This is a genomic window from Rathayibacter sp. AY1C4, from assembly GCF_002932195.1.
In the GTDB taxonomy this organism is placed as follows: domain Bacteria; phylum Actinomycetota; class Actinomycetes; order Actinomycetales; family Microbacteriaceae; genus Rathayibacter.
In genome coordinates this window covers 44,266-63,841 of record NZ_PSWE01000005.1, presented here as the reverse complement: position 1 = coordinate 63,841, position 19,576 = coordinate 44,266, and the positions used below count along the sequence as shown (strand labels likewise).

Sequence of the window (19,576 nt, the reverse complement as noted above, 5' to 3'; positions counted from 1 at the left end):
CCGCCGCGCCGCCGCTCTAGAATCGCTCGTGATGACTCGCGACGACGAACCCCGCACCACCCCCGCCGACGAGGCTCCCGAGCCCGCCGACGCGGAGCAGACGATCGTGGAGACCGTCGAGGAGTCGCTGGACGACGCCCCGGTCGAGGCTCCCGTCGATCTCCGCTCCCTCTTCGAGCAGCAGGCGCTGCCCTTCATCGACCAGCTCTACGCGGCCGGTCTGCGGATGACGAAGAACCCCTCCGACGCGCAGGACCTCGTACAGGAGACGTTCGCGAAGGCGTTCGGCGCGTTCCGCCAGTTCGAGCAGGGCACCAACCTGAAGGCCTGGCTCTACCGCATCCTCACGAACACGTTCATCAACTCGTACCGCAAGAAGCAGCGCGAGCCCTACCAGAGCGCGATCGACGAGCTCGAGGACTGGCAGCTGGGCGGCGCCGAGTCGACCACGGCCACCTCCAGCCGCTCGGCCGAGGCGGAGGCGATCGACCACCTCCCCGACACCGCGGTGAAGGAGGCGCTCCAGGCGATCCCGGAGGACTTCCGGCTCGCCGTCTACTTCGCCGATGTCGAAGGCTTCTCCTACCAGGAGATCGCGGACATCATGAAGACCCCCGTCGGGACCGTCATGAGCCGGCTGCACCGCGGCCGGCGCATGCTGCGCGAACGACTCACCGACTACGCACGCGAGCGCGGATTCCGCGCCGCATTCACTTCCGGGAGCACGAAATGACCGACAGCGGCTGCACGAAGGCGAAGGCCGAGCTCGAGGAGTACCTCCACAACGAGCTGTGCAAGGAGGACGCCGCCGACATCCGCGAGCACATGGCGGGATGCGTCGACTGCGCCGACGAGGCGAAGGTCGGCGTGGTTCTGACGGTCGCCGTGCAGCGTGCGTGCAAGGAGACGGCGCCGGAGGACCTCCGCGCCCAGGTGCTCGGCATGCTCCGCGACGAGCACGCCGCGCACTCCCAGGCGCCCGCCCGCCTCTAGGCGCAGCACGACCCGGGGAGCCCCGGCCGTTCGAGACCTCCCGCGCACCGCGGGCCCTCGAGGGGCCGGGGCTCCGTCGTGTCCGGCGGCCTCCGGTCGCCGCGGCACCCGCATGTCGCGAGCGCTTCTGCCGGTCTCTGCGGGCCTGCGGTCAGGCACGGTCCGCCCGCAACGCGACGGGCCCGCCGGAACACGAGGTTCCGACGGGCCCGACCGCGTCGTGCGGACCGCGGGTCAGCGGGTGAGCGCCCGTGACAGCAGGTCGGCCTGCTCGGAGGCGTGCCGCTTGGCCGAGCCGGCCGCGGGGGAGGCCGCGGACGGGCGCGAGACCACGCGCATGGACCGGCCCAGCTTCGGAGCGACCTCGAGGGCCATGAACGGCCAGGCGCCCTGGTTCTCGGGCTCGTCCTGCACCCAGACGAGCTCCGCGTCCGGGTAGCGCTCGGCGATGCCGCGCAGCTCCTCGATCGGCGCCGGGTAGTACTGCTCGACCCGGACCAGCGCGATGCCGTCGTCGGGCTTCTTCTCGAGCTCCGCCTTGAGGTCGTAGTGGACCTTGCCGGCGTGGAGCAGGACGCGCTTCACGGCGGAGGCGTCGTGGATCCGCGCGTCGTCGATCACCGGCTGGAAGCGGCCCGAGGTGAAGTCCTCGACCGGGCTCGAGGCTCCGCGCAGGCGCAGCATCGCCTTCGGGGTGAAGACGATCAGCGGGCGGCGGGGCCGGGAGTAGGCCTGGCGGCGCAGCAGGTGGAAGTAGGACGCCGGCGTCGACGGGCGCGCGACGGTCATGTTCCGCTCCGCGCACATCTGCAGGTAGCGCTCGATCCGGGCCGACGAGTGGTCGGGGCCCTGGCCCTCGTAGCCGTGCGGAAGCAGGAGCACGAGCGACGAGCGCTGGCCCCACTTCTGCTCGGCCGAGGAGATGAACTCGTCGATCACGATCTGGGCGCCGTTCGCGAAGTCGCCGAACTGCGCCTCCCACAGCACGAGCGAGTCGGGCCGCTCCACCGAGTAGCCGTACTCGAACGCCATCGCCGCGTACTCCGAGAGCAGCGAGTCGTAGATCCAGAGCCGGGCCTGCTGGTCGGACAGGTTCATCAGCGGCAGCCACTCCTGGCCGTTCTCGCGGTCGTGGAGGACAGCGTGGCGCTGGACGAAGGTCCCGCGGCGCGTGTCCTGGCCGACGAGGCGCACCGGGGTGTCCTCGAGCAGCAGCGAGCCGAGCGCGAGCAGCTCGCCGAAGGCCCAGTCGATGGAGCCGGAGCGGCTCATCTCCTGGCGCTTCGCCAGCAGCTGCTGGAGCTTGGGGTGCACGGTGAAGCCCTCAGGGGGCGTCGTGAACGCGTCGCCGATGCGGGTGACGACCTCGGTCTTCACGCCGGTGACCTCGGGCTCGCCCGGGTAGTCCTCGCCCTGCTGCGCGTCGGGCAGCTCGAGGTCGGCCACGGAGTCGCCGTCGGCGGTGATCACGGGGATCGCGCCGGTCTGCGCGGCGTGGGTCTCGGCGAACGCGCGCTCCAGGCGATCCTGGAAGTCCTGGTGGGCGCGGTCGTACTCCTCCTCGGTGATGTCGCCGCGGCCGACGAGCGCCTCGGTGTACAGCTTGCGGACCGAGCGCTTGGCCTCGATCAGGCTGTACATCAGCGGCTGGGTCATCGAGGGGTCGTCGCCCTCGTTGTGCCCGCGCCGGCGGTAGCAGATCAGGTCGATGACCACGTCGCGGTGGAACCGCTGGCGGTACTCGAACGCGAGCTGCCCGACATGGACGACCGCCTCGGGGTCGTCGCCGTTCACGTGGAAGATCGGCGCCTGGATCGTCTTCGCGCCGTCGGTCGAGTAGATCGAGGTGCGGGCCTCGTGAGGGGGAGTCGTGAACCCGACCTGGTTGTTGATGTTGATGTGGATCGTGCCGCCGGTGCGGTACGCGCGCAGCTGCGACATCTGCAGGGTCTCGACCACCACGCCCTGGCCCGCCATCGCGGCGTCGCCGTGCACGAGGATCGGCAGCGTGGTGAAGCTGCCGATGGGCTTGCGGTCCTGCTTGGCGCGGACGATGCCCTCGAGCACGCCGTTCACGGCCTCGAGGTGCGAGGGGTTCGCCGCCAGGTAGACCGGGATCTCCTCGCCCGCCGCGCCGCGGAAGGTGCCCTCGGTGCCGAGGTGGTACTTCACGTCTCCGGACCCCTGGACCGTGCGCGGGTCCTGGGTGCCCTCGAACTCGCGGAAGATCTGGCCGTAGGTCTTGCCGGCGATGTTGGTCAGCACGTTCAGGCGGCCGCGGTGGGCCATGCCGATCGCGACCTCGTCGAGGTGCTCGTCGGCCGCGCCCTGCAGGACGGCGTCGAGCAGCGCGATGAGCGACTCCCCGCCCTCGAGCGAGAAGCGCTTCTGGCCCACGTACTTGGTCTGCAGGAAGGTCTCGAAGGCCTCGGCCTCGTTGAGCTTGCCCAGGATGCGCAGCTGCTCGTCGTGGCCCGGCTTCTCGTAGCCGCGCTCGAGCTTCTGCTGCATCCAGGCGCGCTGCTCCGGGTCCTGGATGTGCATGTACTCGACGCCGACGGTGCGGCAGTACGAGTCGCGGAGGATCCCGAGGATGTCGCGCAGCTTGAGCTGGCGCTTGCCGCCGAAGCCGTCCGTGACGAACTCGCGATCGAGGTCCCAGAAGGTGAGGCCGTGGCTCTCGATGGCGAGGTCGGGGTGCGAGCGCTGCACGTACTCCAGCGGGTCGACGTCGGCCATCAGATGCCCGCGGACGCGGAACGAGTTGATGAGCTCCTGCACGCGGGCGGTCTTGGAGACGCGCTCGGCGAGGTCGACGGCGATGTCCGTGGACCAGTGGATCGGGTCGTAGGGGATGCGCAGCGCGGCGAAGATGTCCTCGTAGAAGCCGCGGCCGCCGAGCAGGAGCTCGTGCACGATCTTGAGGAACTCGCCCGAGCCGGCGCCCTGGATGACGCGGTGGTCGTAGGTCGAGGTCAGGGTGATGGTCTTGCCGATGCCCAGCTCGACCAGCGTCTTCTCGGACGCGCCCTGGAACTCCGCCGGGTACTCGAGGGCGCCGGCTCCGATGATGCAGCCCTGGCCCTTCATCAGGCGGGGGACGGAGTGGACCGTGCCGATGCCGCCGGGGTTCGTCAGCGAGAGCGTGGTGCCCGCGAAGTCGCCGGCGACGAGCTTGTTGCCGCGCGCGCGCTTGACCAGGTCCTCGTAGGCCGAGAGGTAGGCGGTGAAGCTCAGCGTGTCGGCGCGCTTGATGCTCGGCACGAGCAGGGCGCGCGTGCCGTCGGGCTTCGGCATGTCGATCGCGATGCCGAGGTTGACGTGCGCCGGGGCGACGACCGCGGGCTTGCCGTCGACCTCGTCGTAGAACACGTTCTGGCTCGGGAAGTCCTTGAGCGCGCGGATGAGCGCCCAGCCGATCAGGTGCGTGAACGAGACCTTGCCGCCGCGGGTGCGGCGCAGGTGGTTGTTGATGACGATGCGGTTGTCGATCATCAGCTTCGCCGGGATCGTGCGGACGCTCGTCGCGGTGGGGATGCTGAGGCTGGCGTCCATGTTGGTCGCGAGGCTCTTCGCCATGCCGCGGAGCGGGGTGACGACGTCCTCGTCCGGCGTCGAGTCCTCGGCGGAGGGCTTGCTCACCGGAGCGTCGGCCGGGATCGGCTGCGCCTTCGGCTGCTTCGACGTGGTGCGGGAGGCGGGGGTCGACTCGGAGGAGGAGGCCGCGGCGGGATGGGTCACGGCGCCTCCGCCGCTCGACGAGACGCGCTCGGCGGCAGCGGCGGGCTTCGAGGCGGCGGGCGCGGGGGCCGCGGCGGGAGCCGGAGCCGGAGCGTCCTTGCCGGAGTTCGCGAGCTGGGCGCCGTAGCGCTCCAGGATGGGCCACCAGGACTCGTCCACCGAGGCGCGGTCGGCGCTGTACTGCTCGTACAGCTCCTCCACGAGCCACTCGTTGGCTCCGAAGTCCTCCGCGCCCTGCTCTGTTCCTGCTCCGGTCAACTGGCTCGACACAGCCGATCGCCCACTCTCTCCGTTGATTCGTCCTCGATCATCCGGACGGGCCCGTCGCATCCCTCGGCGCCTGCCACCGCGGCGGAGGAGGTCGTCCTCGCACCAGCGGGAACCGGTGCCGTCGCCTGGTCCCGTCCCGGTCGCCAAGCCTAGCCCCGTTCCCTGCACGGCCGACCCGGGGCCGCGCCGGAGTAGCGTTTCCCCCATGCGTTTCTCCGGCGGAACACCCTCAGGCGACCTCACCTACTCGGACGTCTTCCTCGTCCCCGGCCGCTCGTCGGTGACGAGCCGCCTCGACGTCTCGCTCGCCCCGGGCGACGGCACCGGGGCGACGATCCCCGTCGTCTCCTCCAACATGAACTCGGTCACCGGTCAGCGCCTCGCAGCGACGCTCGCGCGCCGGGGCGGGCTCGGCGTCCTCCCGCAGGACATGCCCCTGCAGGCGCTGGACGCCGCGATCCGCTGGGTGAAGCGCCAGCCGGTCGCTTTCTCCGGCGCCCTCACCGCCTCGCCGGCGACGACCGTGGAGGAGGCGCTGCGCATCCTGCCGGCCGTCGCCGGCCACGGCTTCGTGGTGCAGGAGGAGGGCGGCGCGATCCTCGGCTGCGTCCCGGCCGCGCGCCTGGCGACCGCGCTGCCGGACGCGCGTCTGGGCGACCTGGTGCACTCCGCCACGCCCTCGATCGACGCCGACGACGTGCCCACCGCGCGGGCCGCCTTCGACCTCATGGTGGCCGCCGACCTCGACTTCGCCCCGGTGCTGCACCACGGCGCCCTGGTCGGCACGCTGTCGCGCACCGGCGCCCTCCGCTCCACCGTCTACGACCCGGCGCTCGACGCGGACGGGCGTCTGCGCGTCGCGGCGGCGATCGGCATCAACGGCGACGTCGAGGCGAAGGCGCGCGCGCTCGTCTCCGCGGGCGTCGACGTCCTCGTCCTCGACACCGCGCACGGCCACCAGGAGGGGATGCTCCGGGCGCTCCGGACGGTCTCCGCGCTCGATCTCGGAGTGCCGATCGCGGCGGGCAACGTCGTCACGGCCGACGCGGTGCACGACCTCGTCGACGCGGGAGCGGACATCCTCAAGGTCGGCGTCGGCCCCGGCGCGATGTGCACCACCCGGATGATGACCGCGGTCGGCCGCCCGCAGTTCTCGGCCGTCCTCGAGACGGCCGAGCGCGCGCACGAGCTGGGCGCCCACGTCTGGGCGGACGGCGGGGTGCGCTACCCGCGCGACGTCGCCCTCGCGCTGGCCGCGGGCGCCGCCTCCGTGATGATCGGCTCCTGGTTCGCCGGCACGATCGAGGCTCCGGGGGAGCTGCGCAGCGACGCGGCCGGCCGGGTCTACAAGGAGAGCTGGGGCATGGCCTCGGCCAAGGCGGTGCAGGAGCGCTTCGACCGCCTCGACGCATACGAGCTCGCCCGCAAGCGCCTCTTCGCCGAGGGCATCTCCTCCTCCACCATCTACCTCGATCCGCTGCGGCCCTCGGTCGAGGACCTGCTCGACATGATCACGTCGGGGGTCCGCTCGTCCTTCACCTACGCCGGAGCCCGGAGCGTGGCCGACTTCCACGAGCGGGCGCACGTGGGCCTGCAGTCGGCCGCGGGCTACGAGGAGGGCAAGGCGCTGCCGGTCAGCTGGTGAGCGGGCGCCGCGTGCTAGAACCGAGCCCATGACCATCGTCGACAACGCCGTGTACGTCGACGGCCGCCGCATCCGGAACCCCGACTCGCTCGAGGACACCTTCGAGCTGATGCGCGACGAGCACGGCATGGCCTGGATCGGCCTCTACCGCCCGACGCGCGAGGAGGTCGAGGCGGTCGCCGAGGAGTTCGGGCTGCACCCGCTCGCCGTCGAGGACGCGCTGAGCGGGCACCAGCGGGCCAAGCTCGAGCGCTACGACGACGGGCTCTTCGTCGTGCTGCGGCCGGCGCGCTACGCGGACGCCGCCGAGACGGTCGTATTCGGCGAGCTGCACGTCTTCGTCGGCCCCGACTTCGTGGTCACCATCCGGCACGCCGATTCCCCGGACCTCGCCCGCGTGCGCCGCCGCCTGGAGGAGGATCCGGCCCTCCTCGCCCGCGGGCCCGAAGCGGTGCTCTACGCGATCCTCGACCAGGTCGTCGACGAGTACGCGCCGGTGGTGTTCGGCGTCCAGGGCGACGTGGACGAGATCGAGGACCAGCTCTTCGGCGACGACTCGGACGACGGGCTCTCGGAGCGCATCTACCGGCTCTCGCGCGAGGTCATCCACTTCCAGCGCTCGGTGCAGCCGCTGACCGCCCTGCTGCACGAGCTGCTGCAGGAGTCGACGCCCGTGGAGGGGGAGCCCTCGCCCTCGCCGGAGCGGATCGAGCTGCGCCGCTCCCTCCGCGACGTGCTCGACCACACCATCCGCGTGACGGAGGCGGTCGACTCCCTGCGCGCGATCCTCGACAAGGCGCTCACGGTGCACTCGACGCTCGTCTCGCGCCGGCAGACCGAGACCGGGCTCGCCCAGAACGACGTGGTCCGCAAGATCTCCTCGTGGGCGGCGATCCTCTTCGCCCCGACGCTGGTGGCCGGCATCTACGGGATGAACTTCGACGACATGCCGGAGCTGCACTGGCGCCTCGGCTACCCCTGGGCGCTGGGCCTGATGGTGCTGTTCGGCTTCGCGCTCTACGCGGTGTTCAAGCGGAAGAAGTGGCTCTGAGCCGCCGCGTCGGAGCACGCCCGGCAGCGCTCCGCGGCGGGTAGACTCGGCGCCACAATGGACGACCCTCCCTCTGCGCATCCGGCCCGTTCCGCTCGCCGCCGTGCTCCTCGGACTCCCGCCCGCCTCTCCGGTGCCGCCGCTCCGCCGGCCCGCACTGTCCGGCCCTCCTCGCACCTCCCTCTCGTGACCGGGGGCGACCACCGTGGGAACTGAGTGGCTCCTCCTCGGCGTCGGCCTGCTGCTGACTCTGGGCACCGGCGTCTTCGTCGCCAGCGAGTTCGCGCTGGTGAACCTCGACCGGGCCGATCTCGAAGCCCGTCGCGACCGCGGCGAGACACGCCTGGGCATGACCATCGCGGCCCTGCGCGTCACCTCCACGCACCTCTCGAGCGCGCAGCTGGGCATCACCCTCACGACGCTGCTCACCGGCTACACGATGGAGCCCGCCCTCTCGACGCTGCTCCAGGAGCCGTTCAGCGGATTCGGCATCCCGGAGGAGGCGCTCGCGCCGGTCATGACGGTGGTCGCCATCGTCATCGCGACCCTGCTGTCGATGATCCTCGGCGAGCTGGTCCCCAAGAACTTCGCCCTCGCCCTGCCGCGGGCGACCGCGAAGCTCGTCGTGCCGCTGCAGACCGCGTTCACGACGGTGTTCCGCCCGGCCGTCGCCCTGCTGAACGGCAGCGCAAACGCCCTGCTGCGCCTGGTCGGCATCGAGCCGAAGGAGGAGCTCTCGGGCGCCCGCAGCGCCGAGGAGCTCTCGAGCCTCGTGCGCCACTCCGCCAGTGCCGGACTGCTCGAGGAGGACACGGCTGACCTGCTCGGGCGCACCCTCCGCTTCTCCGCCCTCACCGCGGGCGACGTGATGACGCCGCGCCTGCGCCTGTCGACGGTCGAGCGCGCGAGCACCGCGCAGGACGTGCTCGACCTCGCCCGCACCACCGGGTTCTCGCGCTTCCCGATCACGGACGACGACATCGACGACATCGTCGGAGTCGTGCACGTCAAGCAGGCCGTCGCCGTGCCCCGCGGCAAGAGGTCCGACGTCCCGGTCACGGCGCTGCGCTCCGAGCCGCTCCGCGTCCCCGAGACCATGAAGCTCGACGTGCTGCTCACGGAGCTGCGCGGACGCGGCTTCCAGCTCGCGGTCGTCGTCGACGAGTACGGCGGGACGGCGGGCGTCGCCACGCTCGAGGACCTGGTCGAGGAGCTGGTCGGCGAGGTCGCCGACGAGCACGACCGCTCCCGGGCCGACGTCGTCAAGCTCCCCGGCTCCACCACCTTCCCCGGCATGCTCCGCCCCGACGAGGTCCTCGACCGCGCCGGCGTGCACATCCCCGAGGAGGGGCCCTACGAGACGGTCGCCGGATTCGTGATGAGCGAGCTCGGCCGCCTCCCCGCCGTCGGCGACCGGGTCGACGTCGAGGGCGGATCTCTGCGCGTCGAGCGCCTGGACGGCCGCCGCATCGACCGCCTCCGCTTCACGCCCGATCCCGACGCGGATCCCGACGGGATCCCCGACCCGCTCGCCGACGTCGCCCGCGGACACCGCGGACGGAAGGAGTCCGACGATGAGTGACTGGGCCGGAATCGCCTGGCTCGTGGTGCTCCTCGCCGCGAACGCCTTCTTCGTCGGAGCGGAGTTCGCGGTCATCTCCGCGCGCCGCTCCCAGATCGAGCCCCTCGCGGAGAGCGGACGCCGCAGCGCGATCACCGCGCTCGCCGCGATGGAGCACGCCACACTGATGCTCGCGACCACGCAGCTGGGCATCACCGTCTGCTCGCTGCTGATCCTCAACGTGAGCGAGCCGGCGATCCACCACCTGCTCGAGGTGCCGCTGCACGCCGTCGGCATCCCCGACGAGCTCTCCGGCACCGTCGCCTTCGTCATCACGCTGCTGATCGTGTCGTTCCTGCACGTGGTGCTCGGCGAGATGGTCCCCAAGAACATCTCGTTCTCGATGCCCGACCGCGCCGTGCTCCTCCTGGCGCCGCCGCTCGTCGCCATCGCCCGGGTCCTCCGCCCGATCATCGTCGCCCTCAACGCGGTCTCGAACGGAGTGCTCCGCCTCTTCAAGGTGGAGCCCAAGGACGAGGCGAACAGCACCTTCACGCTCGAGGAGGTGCAGACGATCGTCGACCAGTCCACCCGCGAGGGCACGCTCCGCGACTCGACCGGGACCCTCCTCGCCGCGTTCGAGTTCACCGAGAAGAAGGTCCACGACGTCGCCCTGCCCCTCGACGGGATCGTCAGCCTCCCCAGCGGAGCGACCCCCGCCGACGTCGAGCGCGCCGTCGCCAAGCACGGCTTCTCGCGCTACGTGATCCTCGGGGAGGACGGCACCCCCGAGGGCTACATCCACCTCAAGGACGTCCTCGACCTCGACGGCGACACGGAGGGCGCCAAGTTCCGCCTCCCCGTCCCCGCCAAGCGCATCCGCCAGCTCGCCTCGATCTTCGAGGCCACCGACCTCGAGGACGCCCTCGCGATCATGCGGCGCACCGGCGCCCACCTCGCCCGCGCGTTCGACGAGCAGGGCCGCGCCACCGGAGTGCTGTTCCTCGAGGACATCATCGAGGAGCTCGTCGGCGAAGTCGACGACGCCACCCGCCGCTAGGCGCGGGCCGCGGAGGGGCCGTCTGCGGCGTTGTCGTCGGGCGCGATACCGCCGGTATCGCTTCCTCCTCCGCCTTGCATCCGACCCCTCCGCGGCCCGCGCCCGCGGGTGCTGGAGGCGGCGTTGTCGTCGGGCGCGATACCGCCGGTATCGCTTCCTCCTCCGCCTTGCATCCGACCCCTCCGCGGCCCGCGCCCGCGGGTGCTGGAGGGGGCGTTGTCGTCGGGCGCGATACCGCCGGTATCGCTTCCTCCTCCGCCTTGCATCCGACCCCTCCTCGGCCCGCGCCCACGGGTGCTGGAGGGGGCGTTCGCGGCGTTGTCGTCGGGCGCGGTACCGCCGGTACCGCTTCCTCCTCCGCCTTGCGACTGCCCCCTCCAGCACCTGCGCCCCTCTGGAGCAAGGGGAGAGGGGTGCGGCTGCGCCGGCACCAGTGCGCTGCGCCGGCACCAGTGCGGCTGCGGCGGCACCGGGCGGCTCCGCCGCAGGGCGACGTAGGGTGGCGGGATGGGTGAGCGGGTCGGGACGGCGGAGGCGGCGCGGAGCATCAGGGTGCCGCGGGAGGACGACGACAAGTACACGCGCGGGGTGCTGGGGATCGCGACCGGGTCGGAGCGGTACCCGGGAGCGGCGGTGCTCGGCGTCGAGGCGGCGGTGCGGACGGGAGTCGGCATGGTCCGCTACCTCGGACCGGAGCGGCCCGCGGGACTGGTGCTCGCCCGGCGGCCGGAGGTCGTGACCGCGGTGGGACGCGTGCAGGCCTGGCTCGTCGGCTCCGGCACCAGCGCCGAGGACCGCAGCGACGAGGAGCGGCGCACCCTGATCGAGCAGCTGCACTCGGGAGTCCCGGTGGTGCTCGACGCGGGCGCGCTCGACCTGATCGACGAGGCCGCAGGCCCGGTCGTCATCACGCCGCACTACCGCGAGCTCGCCGGAGTGCTCGGCCGAGCGGGTCTGGACGCGGACGCCGCGACGATCGCCGAGGCCCCGGGGGAGTGGGCGCGCCGGGCGGCGGACCGCCTCGGAGTCTGCGTGCTCGTCAAGGGCGGCACCACCCACGTCGTCGCGGGCGACGTCGAGCTCGAGGTCTCCGGATCCACGCCCTGGCTGGCGACCGCGGGCAGCGGCGACGTCCTCGGCGGCGTGCTCGGCGCACTCCTCGCCGGTCGGGCCGCGGACGCCGAGGCGGCCGGGGCGACTCTGACCGCGGAGGACCTCGCCCCCGTGGCCGCCGCGGCCGCCGTCCTGCACGCGGAGGCCGGACGGAGCGCCTCCGCCGGCGGCCCGATCGCCGCGCTCGACATCGCGGAGCACCTGCCCGGAGTGGTCGCCGCACTCCTGCGCTGACACGCCCGTCGGACGAGCGCTGAACCGAACCGGGACCGCCGCCGTTGTCCTGGAGGAAGCGACGCCCGCGGCCCGGCTCACCGGCTCCGCACCGCCGCCTCATCGGGTGCTCGAAGCGAGCACCTCTACCGTCGGATCCGCCGCGTCCGCCTTGACCAGGAGAACAGACATGACCGCGAAGACCACGACTCCCGCCCGCTACGCCCTGACCCTCCTCGCCGGCGCCGGCACCCTCGCCGCGCTCGCCGCCTGCTCCAGCACCACCACGACCGGGAGCGACGCCGCCGACGCGGCGACCACCACCGCTCCGAGCACCGCCACCAGCTCCGCCCCCGAGGCCACCGGCGCCGCGTCCTCCGCCGCGAGCGGCAGCAGCTACGCCGACGGCACCTACGAGGCCGAGGGCGCCTACACCTCGCCCGGAGGGAACGAGAAGGTGGGCGTCTCGCTGACCCTCGCCGACGGCGTCGTCACCGACGTGACCGTGACCCCGGAGTCGGAGAACCCCACCGGCCAGCAGTACCAGTCGCGCTTCGCGGGCGGCATCGCGGGCGAGGTCGTCGGCAAGCAGCTCGACGAGCTGAAGGTCTCCAAGGTGTCGGGGTCCTCCCTCACCTCCGGCGGCTTCAACGACGCCGTCGAGACCATCAAGGCCGATGCCACGGCCTGACGCCCCGACGGTCCTGGGCCACGCGTGGCGGTTCGACGCGATCGGCACCGGCTGGCAGATCGACACCGCCGAGCCGCTCGGGCCCTCCCACCGCTCGCGGGTCGAGGCGCGCATCGCGGAGTACGACCGCACCTGGTCGCGGTTCCGTGACGACTCCGCCGTCTCGCAGCTGCGGGCCGGAGGCGAGCACGTCTTCCCCGACGAGGCGGTCGACCTCTTCGCACTGTACGACGTGCTCGACGAGCTGACCGGCGGGGCGGTCACCCCCTTCGTCGGCGGCTCTCTCGAGCAGCTCGGCTACGACTCCGCGTACACCCTCGTCCCGCGCGGACCCGCCGTCCCCGCTCCCTCCTGGGCCGCCGCCCGACGCGGGGCGGCGGGCCTGCGGATCGAGCCCGGGACCGTCGTCGACGTCGGCGCCGCGGGCAAGGGCCAGCTCGTCGACCTCGTCCTCGAGGAGCTCGACAGCGCCGGGCCCGCCGTCGTCGACGCGAGCGGCGACCTTCGGGGCATCGGAGCCGGACCCGTCCGGGTCGGCCTCGAGCACCCGTGGGACCCGAGCAAGGCACTGGGAGTGGCGGTGCCCGGCGACCGCGCGCTCTGCGGCTCGGCGAGCAACCGCCGCGCCTGGGGCAGCGGCCTCCACCACGTCCTCGACGGGCGGACCGGAGCTCCGGTCGAGAGCATCGTCGCTACCTGGGCGGTGGCCGACACGGCCCTCGTCGCCGACGGGCTCGCGACCGCGCTGTTCGTCTGCCCGCCCGAGACCCTCGCCGAGCGCTTCGACTTCGAGTTCGTCCGCGTCCGCAGCGACGGCACCCTCCACTACTCGCCTTCCTTCCCCGGAGAGGTCTTCCGATGATCGGCACCTTCGACCGCGCCCTCGGCCGCGTCACCACCTACCGGCTGGTCTGGATGACGCTCGCCGCGCTCCTGCTCGTCGCCGTCGGCTACGCCGCAGCCGGCCTGATCTTCTCGACGCCGCTCGAGATCCTCGGCACGACGCTCGTCGCCGTCGCCTCGACGGCCCTGGTCAGCGCGGTCCTCGCGAGGCTGTTCCGGAGCCGCGCGCACCTGGAGTCCTCGCTCGTCACCGGTCTGCTGATCGCCTGCCTCCTCTTCCCGACGGCCGATCCCCGCGGGCTCGCCGTGATCGCGCTCGTCGGCGCGATCGCCGCCGCGTCCAAGTACGTCCTCGCCTGGCGGGGCCGCCACCTCTTCAACCCGGCCGCGGTCGCCGTGCTGATCATCGGCTTCACCGGGCTCAACGCCGGAGCCTGGTGGATCGCCAGTGGCGCGATCTGGCCGTTCGTCGTCGTGGGTTCCCTCCTGATCGTCGCGCGGGTCCGCCGCTGGGCCGTCTTCGCCGTCTTCGTCGTCGTCGCCGGCGGGGTTTCCGTGCAGCAGGCGGTGCAGAACGGCCAGGACCTCGGCGCCGCGGCGGCTCTGGTCCTCACGGCCTACCCCTTCGTCTTCGCCGGCGCCTTCATGCTGACGGAGCCGCTCACGCTCGCGCCGCGCCGCTCGCAGCAGCTGATCATCGCGGTCGTCGCAGCGCTCGTGGCGAGCGTCCCCTTCCACATCGGCGTCGTCTCCGCCACTCCGGAGCTGGGCCTCGTGGTCGGCAACGCCCTCGCGTTCGCCTTCGCATTCCGCCAGCGTCGGCGGCACACGCTCGAGCTCGCCTCTACCCGCGTGCTGGCGCAGGGCATCGCGGAGTACCGCTTCCGCTCCCGCTCGCCGCTGACCTTCGAGCCGGGCCAGTGGCTCGAGCTCGACCTGCCGCACCGCGCCGACAGCCGGGGCAGCCGGCGCACCTTCTCGGTCTCCTCCGCTCCGTCCGACGGCGAGATCGCGATCGCCCTGCGGATGCCGGAGAAGGCGAGCAGCTTCAAGCGCGCCCTCGCCGCGCTGGAGCCCGGCGACTCGCTCCGGGCGACGAGCGTCGGCGGTGACTTCGTCCTGCCGGCCGATCCCACCGTGCCGCTGCTGCTTGTGGCGGGCGGCATCGGGATCACCCCGTTCGCCAGTCAGCTCCGCTCGCTCGCGGACGGTCCGCGGCGGGACGTCGTCGTCGTGGTCGCCGCGCCGAGCCTCGCCGAGGTCGCGTACCGCGACCTGCTGCAGGAGTCGGGGGCCCGGGTCGTGCTCTGCTCGAAGGAGACGCCGACCGACCTGCCCGCACGGTGGTCGCACGTCACAGGCCGACTGACCGCCGAGCTGCTCGCGGACGCGGTGCCGGACGCCGGCCGCCGCGTGGGCTACGTCTCCGGGTCGCCGTCGTTCGTCGACTCGGTCCGCGGCGCCCTGCGCGGTGCCGGGGCGAAGCGGATCCGCACCGACGCGTTCGCCGGCTACTGAGTTCGTCGGGTCGCGACGCCGTCTGCTGACGCCCGGCGGCGACCGACGCCGCCGGGCAACCGATGCCCGGCGGGAGCGGCGCTCCCAGGCGGGCTCAGGTGCTGCCAGGGTCCCGTTCAGCGGCCCCTCTACAATGACGCGGTGCCGTCCTCCCCTCCTCGAGCGTCCTCCCGCCCCCTCGCCCGGCTGCGCGAGAACCGCGACTCCGTCGCCGTGCTCTGGGGCGCCTTCGCGCTGGTGCACGTGGTGCTCTCCCTCCTGGCGCTGTTCGCTCCGGGTCTGCCGATGGGCGACGTCAGCATCGTCTACAAGGAGTGGATGAGGACCGCCGTCGAGGGCGGCGGCATCGCCGGGATCGACACGGGCTGGGTCTACCCGATCCTCGCCTGGGGCCCGATCGCCGCCTCCTGGCTCTTCGGCTCGGCGGGCTACGACCTGATGTGGCTCGTCCTCGTCGCGCTCGCCGACGCCGCCGCCTTCGCCCTGCTGCTGCGCGGCCGGTCGGCACCGCGCCTCGCGGCGGCGCGCTGGTGGCTGCTGTTCCTCGTCCTCCTCGGGCCGATCGCCATCGGCCGCATCGACGCCTTCACCGCGCCGCCGGCCATCGCCGGGATGCTCTGGGCGGCGACCCGTCCGGGCGTCGCGGCGCTGCTGCTGACCGTGGCCACCTGGATCAAGGTGTGGCCGGCCGCGATCCTCGCCGCTGCCGTGCTGGTCCTGCGCGGACGGCTGCGGATGGTCCTCGTCCCCGCGGTCGCCTCCGTGATCATCGTGCTCGCGGTCGTCCTCGTCGGCGGCGGGGACCAGGTCTTCAGCTTCGTCACCGACCAGACCGATCGGGGCCTCCAGATCGAGGCCGTCGTGAGCACTCCCTGGATGTGGCTGTCGGTACTCCCGGGATCGGGGAGCTACGTCTACTACGCCGCCGACATCAACACCTTCGAGATGCACGGGCCCGGCACCGAGTTCGCGGCGAGCCTGATGACCCCGCTGCTCGCTCTGGCCATGCTCGGCGTGGCCCTGCTGGGTGCCCGTGCTCTCGCCCGCCGGGCCGACCCCGCCAGGTTGTTCCCGCTGCTCGCGCTGACCTTCGTGGTCGTGTTCATCGACACCAACAAGGTGCTCTCGCCGCAGTACATCGTCTGGCTCGCGCCGCCGGTGATCGCCGGGCTGATCGCGTGCCGCGACGGCGCGTTCGACCGGCCCGCGAAGCTGACGCTCGTCACTGCGGCTCTGACCCAGGTGGTCTACCCGTACCTCTACCTCTTCCTCCTCTGGTCGCACTGGTGGATGGTGCTCGTGCTGACCGTGCGGAACATCCTCCTCGTGGTGCTGCTCGGCTGGCTGCTGCGCGAGCTGTGGAGGATGGGGACGGCGCGGGTCGTCGCACTCGGCGCCACGACTTCCGCGTCGTCGCTGACCGGCGAGACCCGCTTGGCGCCCCAGGGCTCGTAGGCTCGGAGGGCGCGGGGCCGGCACGCGGTGCGCGCAGTCAAGGAGGCTCCCATGCTCGTCGCATTCTCGGTCGCACCGTCCGGGGGCGAGGCGCCCGACGCGTCCGTCCACGACGCCGTCGCCGCCGCCGTCCGCATCGTCCGCGAGAGCGGCCTGCCGTCGCGGACGACCTCGATGTTCACCGAGATCGAGGGGGAGTGGGACGAGGTCTTCGACGTCGTCAAGCGCGCGACGGAGGCCGTCGGAGCGTTCGGGACGCGCGTGTCGCTCGTCCTGAAGGCGGACATCCGCCCCGGCTACTCGGGCGAGATCGACGGCAAGATCGCCCGGCTGAACGACGCGCTGGGGGAGTAGCGGGTCCGCGCCGAGACCTCTCGTGTCCGGGCTTTCTCGAATCGATTCGACATCCGCCCGATCCTGAGTAGCCTTGACCGGTGACGCTTTCGCCCGCTCGGACCCGCCTCGCCCTGCTCGCCCTCGCGATGGGGGGCTTCGGCATCGGCTCGACCGAGTTCGTCGCGATGGGGCTCCTCCCGCAGCTCGCCGCCGACCTCCTCCCCGGGGTCTGGGCCGCGAGCCAGGAGCAGGCCGTCTCGCAGGCGGGGATGCTGATCTCGGCCTACGCGCTCGGTGTCGTGGTCGGCGCCCCCACCATCGCCGCCGCAGCGGCGCGCTGGCCGCGCAAGAGGCTCCTCCTGACCCTCCTCGTCGCCTTCACCGTCGGGACGATCGGCTCGGCGCTGCTCCCGAGCTTCCCGCTCGTCCTCGCCGCGCGCTTCGTCGCCGCGCTCCCGCACGGCGCCTACTTCGGCATCGCCTCCCTGGTCGCCGCCGACCTGATGGGTCCCGGCAAGCGCGGCAAGGGAGTCGCGTTCGTCCTCTCCGGGCTCACGATCGCGAACGTCGTCGGCGTGCCCGCGATCACCTGGGTCGGGCAGGTGGCCGGCTGGCGCACCGCCTACCTCGTGGTCGCGGTGCTCTTCGCGCTGACCGTCGTGGCCGTCCAGCTTCTGGTGCCCGCGCAGCCCGGGAATCCGGCGGCGACCGTCCGCAACGAGCTGCGGGCGTTCGGGCGCCTGCAGGTCTGGATGACCCTGCTCGTCGGCGCCATCGGCTTCGGCGGACTCTTCGCGATGTACAGCTACATCTCGCCGCTCGCGACCGAGGTGACGGGCCTGCCGCTCGGCGCGGTCCCGTGGATCCTGGTCGTCATCGGCCTCGGGATGACCGTCGGCAACCTCGTCGGCGGCTGGGCCGCCGACCGCGACGTGCGGCGGGCGCTGGTGGTGTTCTTCGCCGGCGTCGGCGTCTCGCTGATCGGACTCGCGCTGTCGGCCTCGTCGGTCGTCGGCCTGGTGGTGTTCGCGTTCCTCTCGGCGGGCTTCTCGGCCGCCGCGTCGCCCGCGATCCAGACCCGGCTGATGGACGTGGCGCGCGACAGCCAGACGATCGCGGCAGCGCTCAACCACTCCGCGCTCAACATCGGCAACTCGGTGGGTGCCGCGCTCGGCGGCCTGACGATCGCCGCCGGACTGGGCTACCTGTCTCCCATCTGGGTCGGCGTGGGCCTGACCGCGGCCGGAATCGTGCTCGCTCTCGGCAGCATCGCGATCGACCGCGCCCGAGGCACGGTCTACCCGGTCCACCGCGAGCCCGCCCAGCCGGGCACCGGCGGCATCCCGGTCGACGCACTGTAGGCAGAGCGCCGCCCGGGCCTCTGGAAGACTCTCGGCATGCGCGCCGTGAGCTACTCGTCCTTCTCCGCCCTCCCCGCGATCGTCGAGGTCCCGGAGCCCGTCTGCCCCGTCGACGGCGTCGTCGTCCGCGTCGCGGCGACCGGGGTGTGCCGGAGCGACTGGCACGCGTGGAAGGGGCACGACGCCTCGGTCGTCCTGCCGCAGATCCCCGGGCACGAGTTCGCCGGGACGGTGATCGCGACGGGAGCCCAGGTGTCGCTCTTCGCGGTCGGCGACCGGGTCACGGCGCCGTTCGTGTTCGCCTGCGGCGACTGCGAGCAGTGCCGGGAGGGGGCGACGCAGGTGTGCCTCCGGCAGCAGCAGCCGGGGTTCACCCTCGACGGGTCGTTCGCCGAGGCGGTGGTCGTGCCGGGCGCGGACCTGAACCTGGTGCGACTGCCCGACACCGTCGGCTTCGTCGAGGCGGCCGGTCTCGGCTGCCGCTTCGGGACCGCGTACCACGCCCTGCACGAGCGCGGCCGGGTCGCCCCGGGGGAGTGGGTCGCGGTGCTGGGCTGCGGCGGAGTCGGCCTCTCCGCGGTGATCGTCGCGCTCGCGGCCGGGGCCCGCGTGGTGGCGTCGGACGTCTCCGCCCCGGCGCGGGAGGCCGCGGCCGCGATCGGGGCGGTGACCGTCCCCGGAGGCGAGGGTGCCGCCGAGGCGATCCGGGCGGCGACCGGAGGAGGGGCGCATCTGGCGGTCGACGCCGTCGGCAGCAGGGTCACCGCGGAGGCGTCGATCGCCGCCCTGCGTCCGCGCGGCCGGCACGTGCAGGTGGGTCTGCTGCTCGGGCCCGACGCGGCACCGGCGATCCCGCTCGGCCGGGTCATCGCCCAGGAGCTGGAGCTGCTGGGCAGCCACGGCATCGCCCGGAGCGGCTACACGGCCCTCCTCGACGACATCGTCGCCGGCCGTCTGCGCCCCGCCGACTCCGTCGGCCGCACCATCGCCAACGAGGACCTGCCCGCCGCTCTCGCCGCGATGGACGCCCCCGCCGCGACGCCCGGCATGACGGTCGCCGTCCTGGCCCCCTGACGCGGGCCCGCAGGAGCACTCGCAGTCCCGGTCCGGTGGGTCTCGATGCCCAGCGTCCCGCGGCATCTCGACCAGCATCGACCCGTTGTCCGTGCCTGGCGGGTCTCGATACGCCGCGTCCCGCGGCGACTCGACCGGCACGACTCGGGTACGCCCGCCCGGCTCGACTGCAGGAGCAGGTGGCCGCCGCTCGACGAGGTGGAGCCCGCCGACAGCGATCCGTGTACCTTGGATCGATGCCTGGCGACGCACCCCGCTCCGCGGAACGCACCACGTCGTGAAGCCGACCGCGCCGCGGCGGGCGGGGACCGCCACGCCTTCGTGGAGCCCGCCGACAGTGATCCGCGTGCCGGCGGATCGATGCCGGGCGTCGCACCCCGCTCTGCGGAGCGCACCACGTCGTGAAGCCGACCGCGCCGCGGCGGGCGGGGACCGCCGCGCCTTCGTGGAGCCCGCCGACAGTGATCCGCGTGCCGGCGGATCGATGCCGGGCGACGCACCTCGCTCCGCGGAACGCACCACGTCGTGAAGCCGACCGCGCCGTGGCGGGCAGGGACCGCCGCGCCCTCGTGGAGCCCGCCGACAGCGATCCGCGTGCCAGCGGATCGATGCCGGGCGACGCACCTCGCTCCGCGGAACGCACCACGTCGT

The 19,576-nt window shown here is 72.8% G+C and carries 15 protein-coding genes; 14 read left to right on the top strand and 1 reads right to left on the bottom strand.

The window, feature by feature from the left end:
• Positions 1-31 precede the first annotated feature (31 nt).
• Together C5C99_RS03920 and C5C99_RS03915 are read left to right on the top strand one after the other, a co-directional pair.
• A complete protein-coding gene (locus C5C99_RS03920) occupies positions 32-733 on the top strand; it encodes a sigma-70 family RNA polymerase sigma factor (protein ID WP_104224117.1) in 702 nt (233 codons plus the stop codon).
• Entirely contained in the window at positions 730-993 is a 264-nt protein-coding gene (locus tag C5C99_RS03915) for a zf-HC2 domain-containing protein (RefSeq protein WP_104224116.1), read from the top strand. Before C5C99_RS03920 ends, C5C99_RS03915 begins: the two co-directional genes overlap by 4 nt.
• A 234-nt stretch (positions 994-1,227) precedes the next feature.
• Here the strand turns inward: C5C99_RS03915 and C5C99_RS03910 are convergent, their stop codons facing one another.
• A complete protein-coding gene (locus tag C5C99_RS03910) occupies positions 1,228-5,004 on the bottom strand; it encodes a multifunctional oxoglutarate decarboxylase/oxoglutarate dehydrogenase thiamine pyrophosphate-binding subunit/dihydrolipoyllysine-residue succinyltransferase subunit (RefSeq protein ID WP_181074533.1) in 3,777 nt (1,258 codons plus the stop codon).
• 205 nt (positions 5,005-5,209) lie between these two features.
• Between C5C99_RS03910 and C5C99_RS03905 the strand changes: the two genes are divergently transcribed.
• The 12 genes from C5C99_RS03905 (at position 5,210) to C5C99_RS03850 (ending at position 18,925) form a co-directional block, all read left to right on the top strand.
• Positions 5,210-6,649 carry a GuaB1 family IMP dehydrogenase-related protein gene (locus C5C99_RS03905; RefSeq protein WP_104246650.1) on the top strand — a complete coding sequence of 480 codons (1,440 nt, stop codon included), beginning with the start codon at positions 5,210-5,212 and terminating at the stop codon, positions 6,647-6,649.
• 28 nt (positions 6,650-6,677) lie between these two features.
• Positions 6,678-7,700, top strand: coding sequence for a magnesium/cobalt transporter CorA (gene corA / locus C5C99_RS03900; RefSeq protein WP_104224113.1), 1,023 nt, complete (start codon positions 6,678-6,680; stop codon positions 7,698-7,700).
• Positions 7,701-7,905: 205 nt separating this feature from the next.
• Positions 7,906-9,282 carry a hemolysin family protein gene (locus C5C99_RS03895; RefSeq protein ID WP_104224112.1) on the top strand — a complete coding sequence of 459 codons (1,377 nt, stop codon included), beginning with the start codon at positions 7,906-7,908 and terminating at the stop codon, positions 9,280-9,282.
• Positions 9,275-10,321: a hemolysin family protein gene (locus tag C5C99_RS03890; protein ID WP_104224111.1), complete on the top strand. Its 1,047-nt coding sequence runs from the start codon at positions 9,275-9,277 to the stop codon at positions 10,319-10,321. Before C5C99_RS03895 ends, C5C99_RS03890 begins: the two co-directional genes overlap by 8 nt.
• A 507-nt stretch (positions 10,322-10,828) precedes the next feature.
• The gene (locus tag C5C99_RS03885) at positions 10,829-11,668 is read left to right on the top strand and encodes an ADP/ATP-dependent (S)-NAD(P)H-hydrate dehydratase (RefSeq protein WP_104339623.1); all 840 of its coding nucleotides are present in this window, start codon (positions 10,829-10,831) and stop codon (positions 11,666-11,668) included.
• 169 nt (positions 11,669-11,837) lie between these two features.
• Positions 11,838-12,338 carry an FMN-binding protein gene (locus tag C5C99_RS03880; RefSeq protein ID WP_104224453.1) on the top strand — a complete coding sequence of 167 codons (501 nt, stop codon included), beginning with the start codon at positions 11,838-11,840 and terminating at the stop codon, positions 12,336-12,338.
• Positions 12,325-13,200: an FAD:protein FMN transferase gene (locus tag C5C99_RS03875; protein WP_104339622.1), complete on the top strand. Its 876-nt coding sequence runs from the start codon at positions 12,325-12,327 to the stop codon at positions 13,198-13,200. The genes C5C99_RS03880 and C5C99_RS03875 overlap by 14 nt, the downstream gene beginning before the upstream one ends.
• Positions 13,197-14,699 carry an oxidoreductase gene (locus C5C99_RS03870; RefSeq protein WP_104339621.1) on the top strand — a complete coding sequence of 501 codons (1,503 nt, stop codon included), beginning with the start codon at positions 13,197-13,199 and terminating at the stop codon, positions 14,697-14,699. The genes C5C99_RS03875 and C5C99_RS03870 overlap by 4 nt, the downstream gene beginning before the upstream one ends.
• Positions 14,700-14,840: 141 nt before the next feature.
• Positions 14,841-16,154, top strand: a complete 1,314-nt coding sequence (locus tag C5C99_RS03865) for a glycosyltransferase 87 family protein (RefSeq protein ID WP_104224450.1) — start codon at positions 14,841-14,843, stop codon at positions 16,152-16,154.
• Between the two features lie 51 nt (positions 16,155-16,205).
• Complete coding sequence (locus C5C99_RS03860) at positions 16,206-16,508, top strand: thiamine-binding protein (RefSeq protein WP_104224449.1); 303 nt, start codon at positions 16,206-16,208, stop codon at positions 16,506-16,508.
• 128 nt (positions 16,509-16,636) lie between these two features.
• Complete coding sequence (locus C5C99_RS03855; protein WP_104327175.1) at positions 16,637-17,851, top strand: MFS transporter; 1,215 nt, start codon at positions 16,637-16,639, stop codon at positions 17,849-17,851.
• 36 nt (positions 17,852-17,887) lie between these two features.
• Positions 17,888-18,925, top strand: coding sequence for an alcohol dehydrogenase catalytic domain-containing protein (locus C5C99_RS03850; RefSeq protein WP_104339620.1), 1,038 nt, complete (start codon positions 17,888-17,890; stop codon positions 18,923-18,925).
• The last annotated feature ends 651 nt before the right edge of the window (positions 18,926-19,576 follow it).

Coding starts and splice junctions, on each gene's coding strand:
- C5C99_RS03870 (WP_104339621.1), top strand. CDS start 13,197: ATGATCGGCACCTTCGACCGCGCCCTCGGCCGCGTCACCACCTACCGG.
- C5C99_RS03890 (WP_104224111.1), top strand. CDS start 9,275: ATGAGTGACTGGGCCGGAATCGCCTGGCTCGTGGTGCTCCTCGCCGCG.
- C5C99_RS03920 (WP_104224117.1), top strand. CDS start 32: ATGACTCGCGACGACGAACCCCGCACCACCCCCGCCGACGAGGCTCCC.
- corA (WP_104224113.1), top strand. CDS start 6,678: ATGACCATCGTCGACAACGCCGTGTACGTCGACGGCCGCCGCATCCGG.
- C5C99_RS03880 (WP_104224453.1), top strand. CDS start 11,838: ATGACCGCGAAGACCACGACTCCCGCCCGCTACGCCCTGACCCTCCTC.
- C5C99_RS03885 (WP_104339623.1), top strand. CDS start 10,829: ATGGGTGAGCGGGTCGGGACGGCGGAGGCGGCGCGGAGCATCAGGGTG.
- C5C99_RS03855 (WP_104327175.1), top strand. CDS start 16,637: ATGGGGGGCTTCGGCATCGGCTCGACCGAGTTCGTCGCGATGGGGCTC.
- C5C99_RS03860 (WP_104224449.1), top strand. CDS start 16,206: ATGCTCGTCGCATTCTCGGTCGCACCGTCCGGGGGCGAGGCGCCCGAC.
- C5C99_RS03875 (WP_104339622.1), top strand. CDS start 12,325: ATGCCACGGCCTGACGCCCCGACGGTCCTGGGCCACGCGTGGCGGTTC.
- C5C99_RS03915 (WP_104224116.1), top strand. CDS start 730: ATGACCGACAGCGGCTGCACGAAGGCGAAGGCCGAGCTCGAGGAGTAC.
- C5C99_RS03905 (WP_104246650.1), top strand. CDS start 5,210: ATGCGTTTCTCCGGCGGAACACCCTCAGGCGACCTCACCTACTCGGAC.
- C5C99_RS03850 (WP_104339620.1), top strand. CDS start 17,888: ATGCGCGCCGTGAGCTACTCGTCCTTCTCCGCCCTCCCCGCGATCGTC.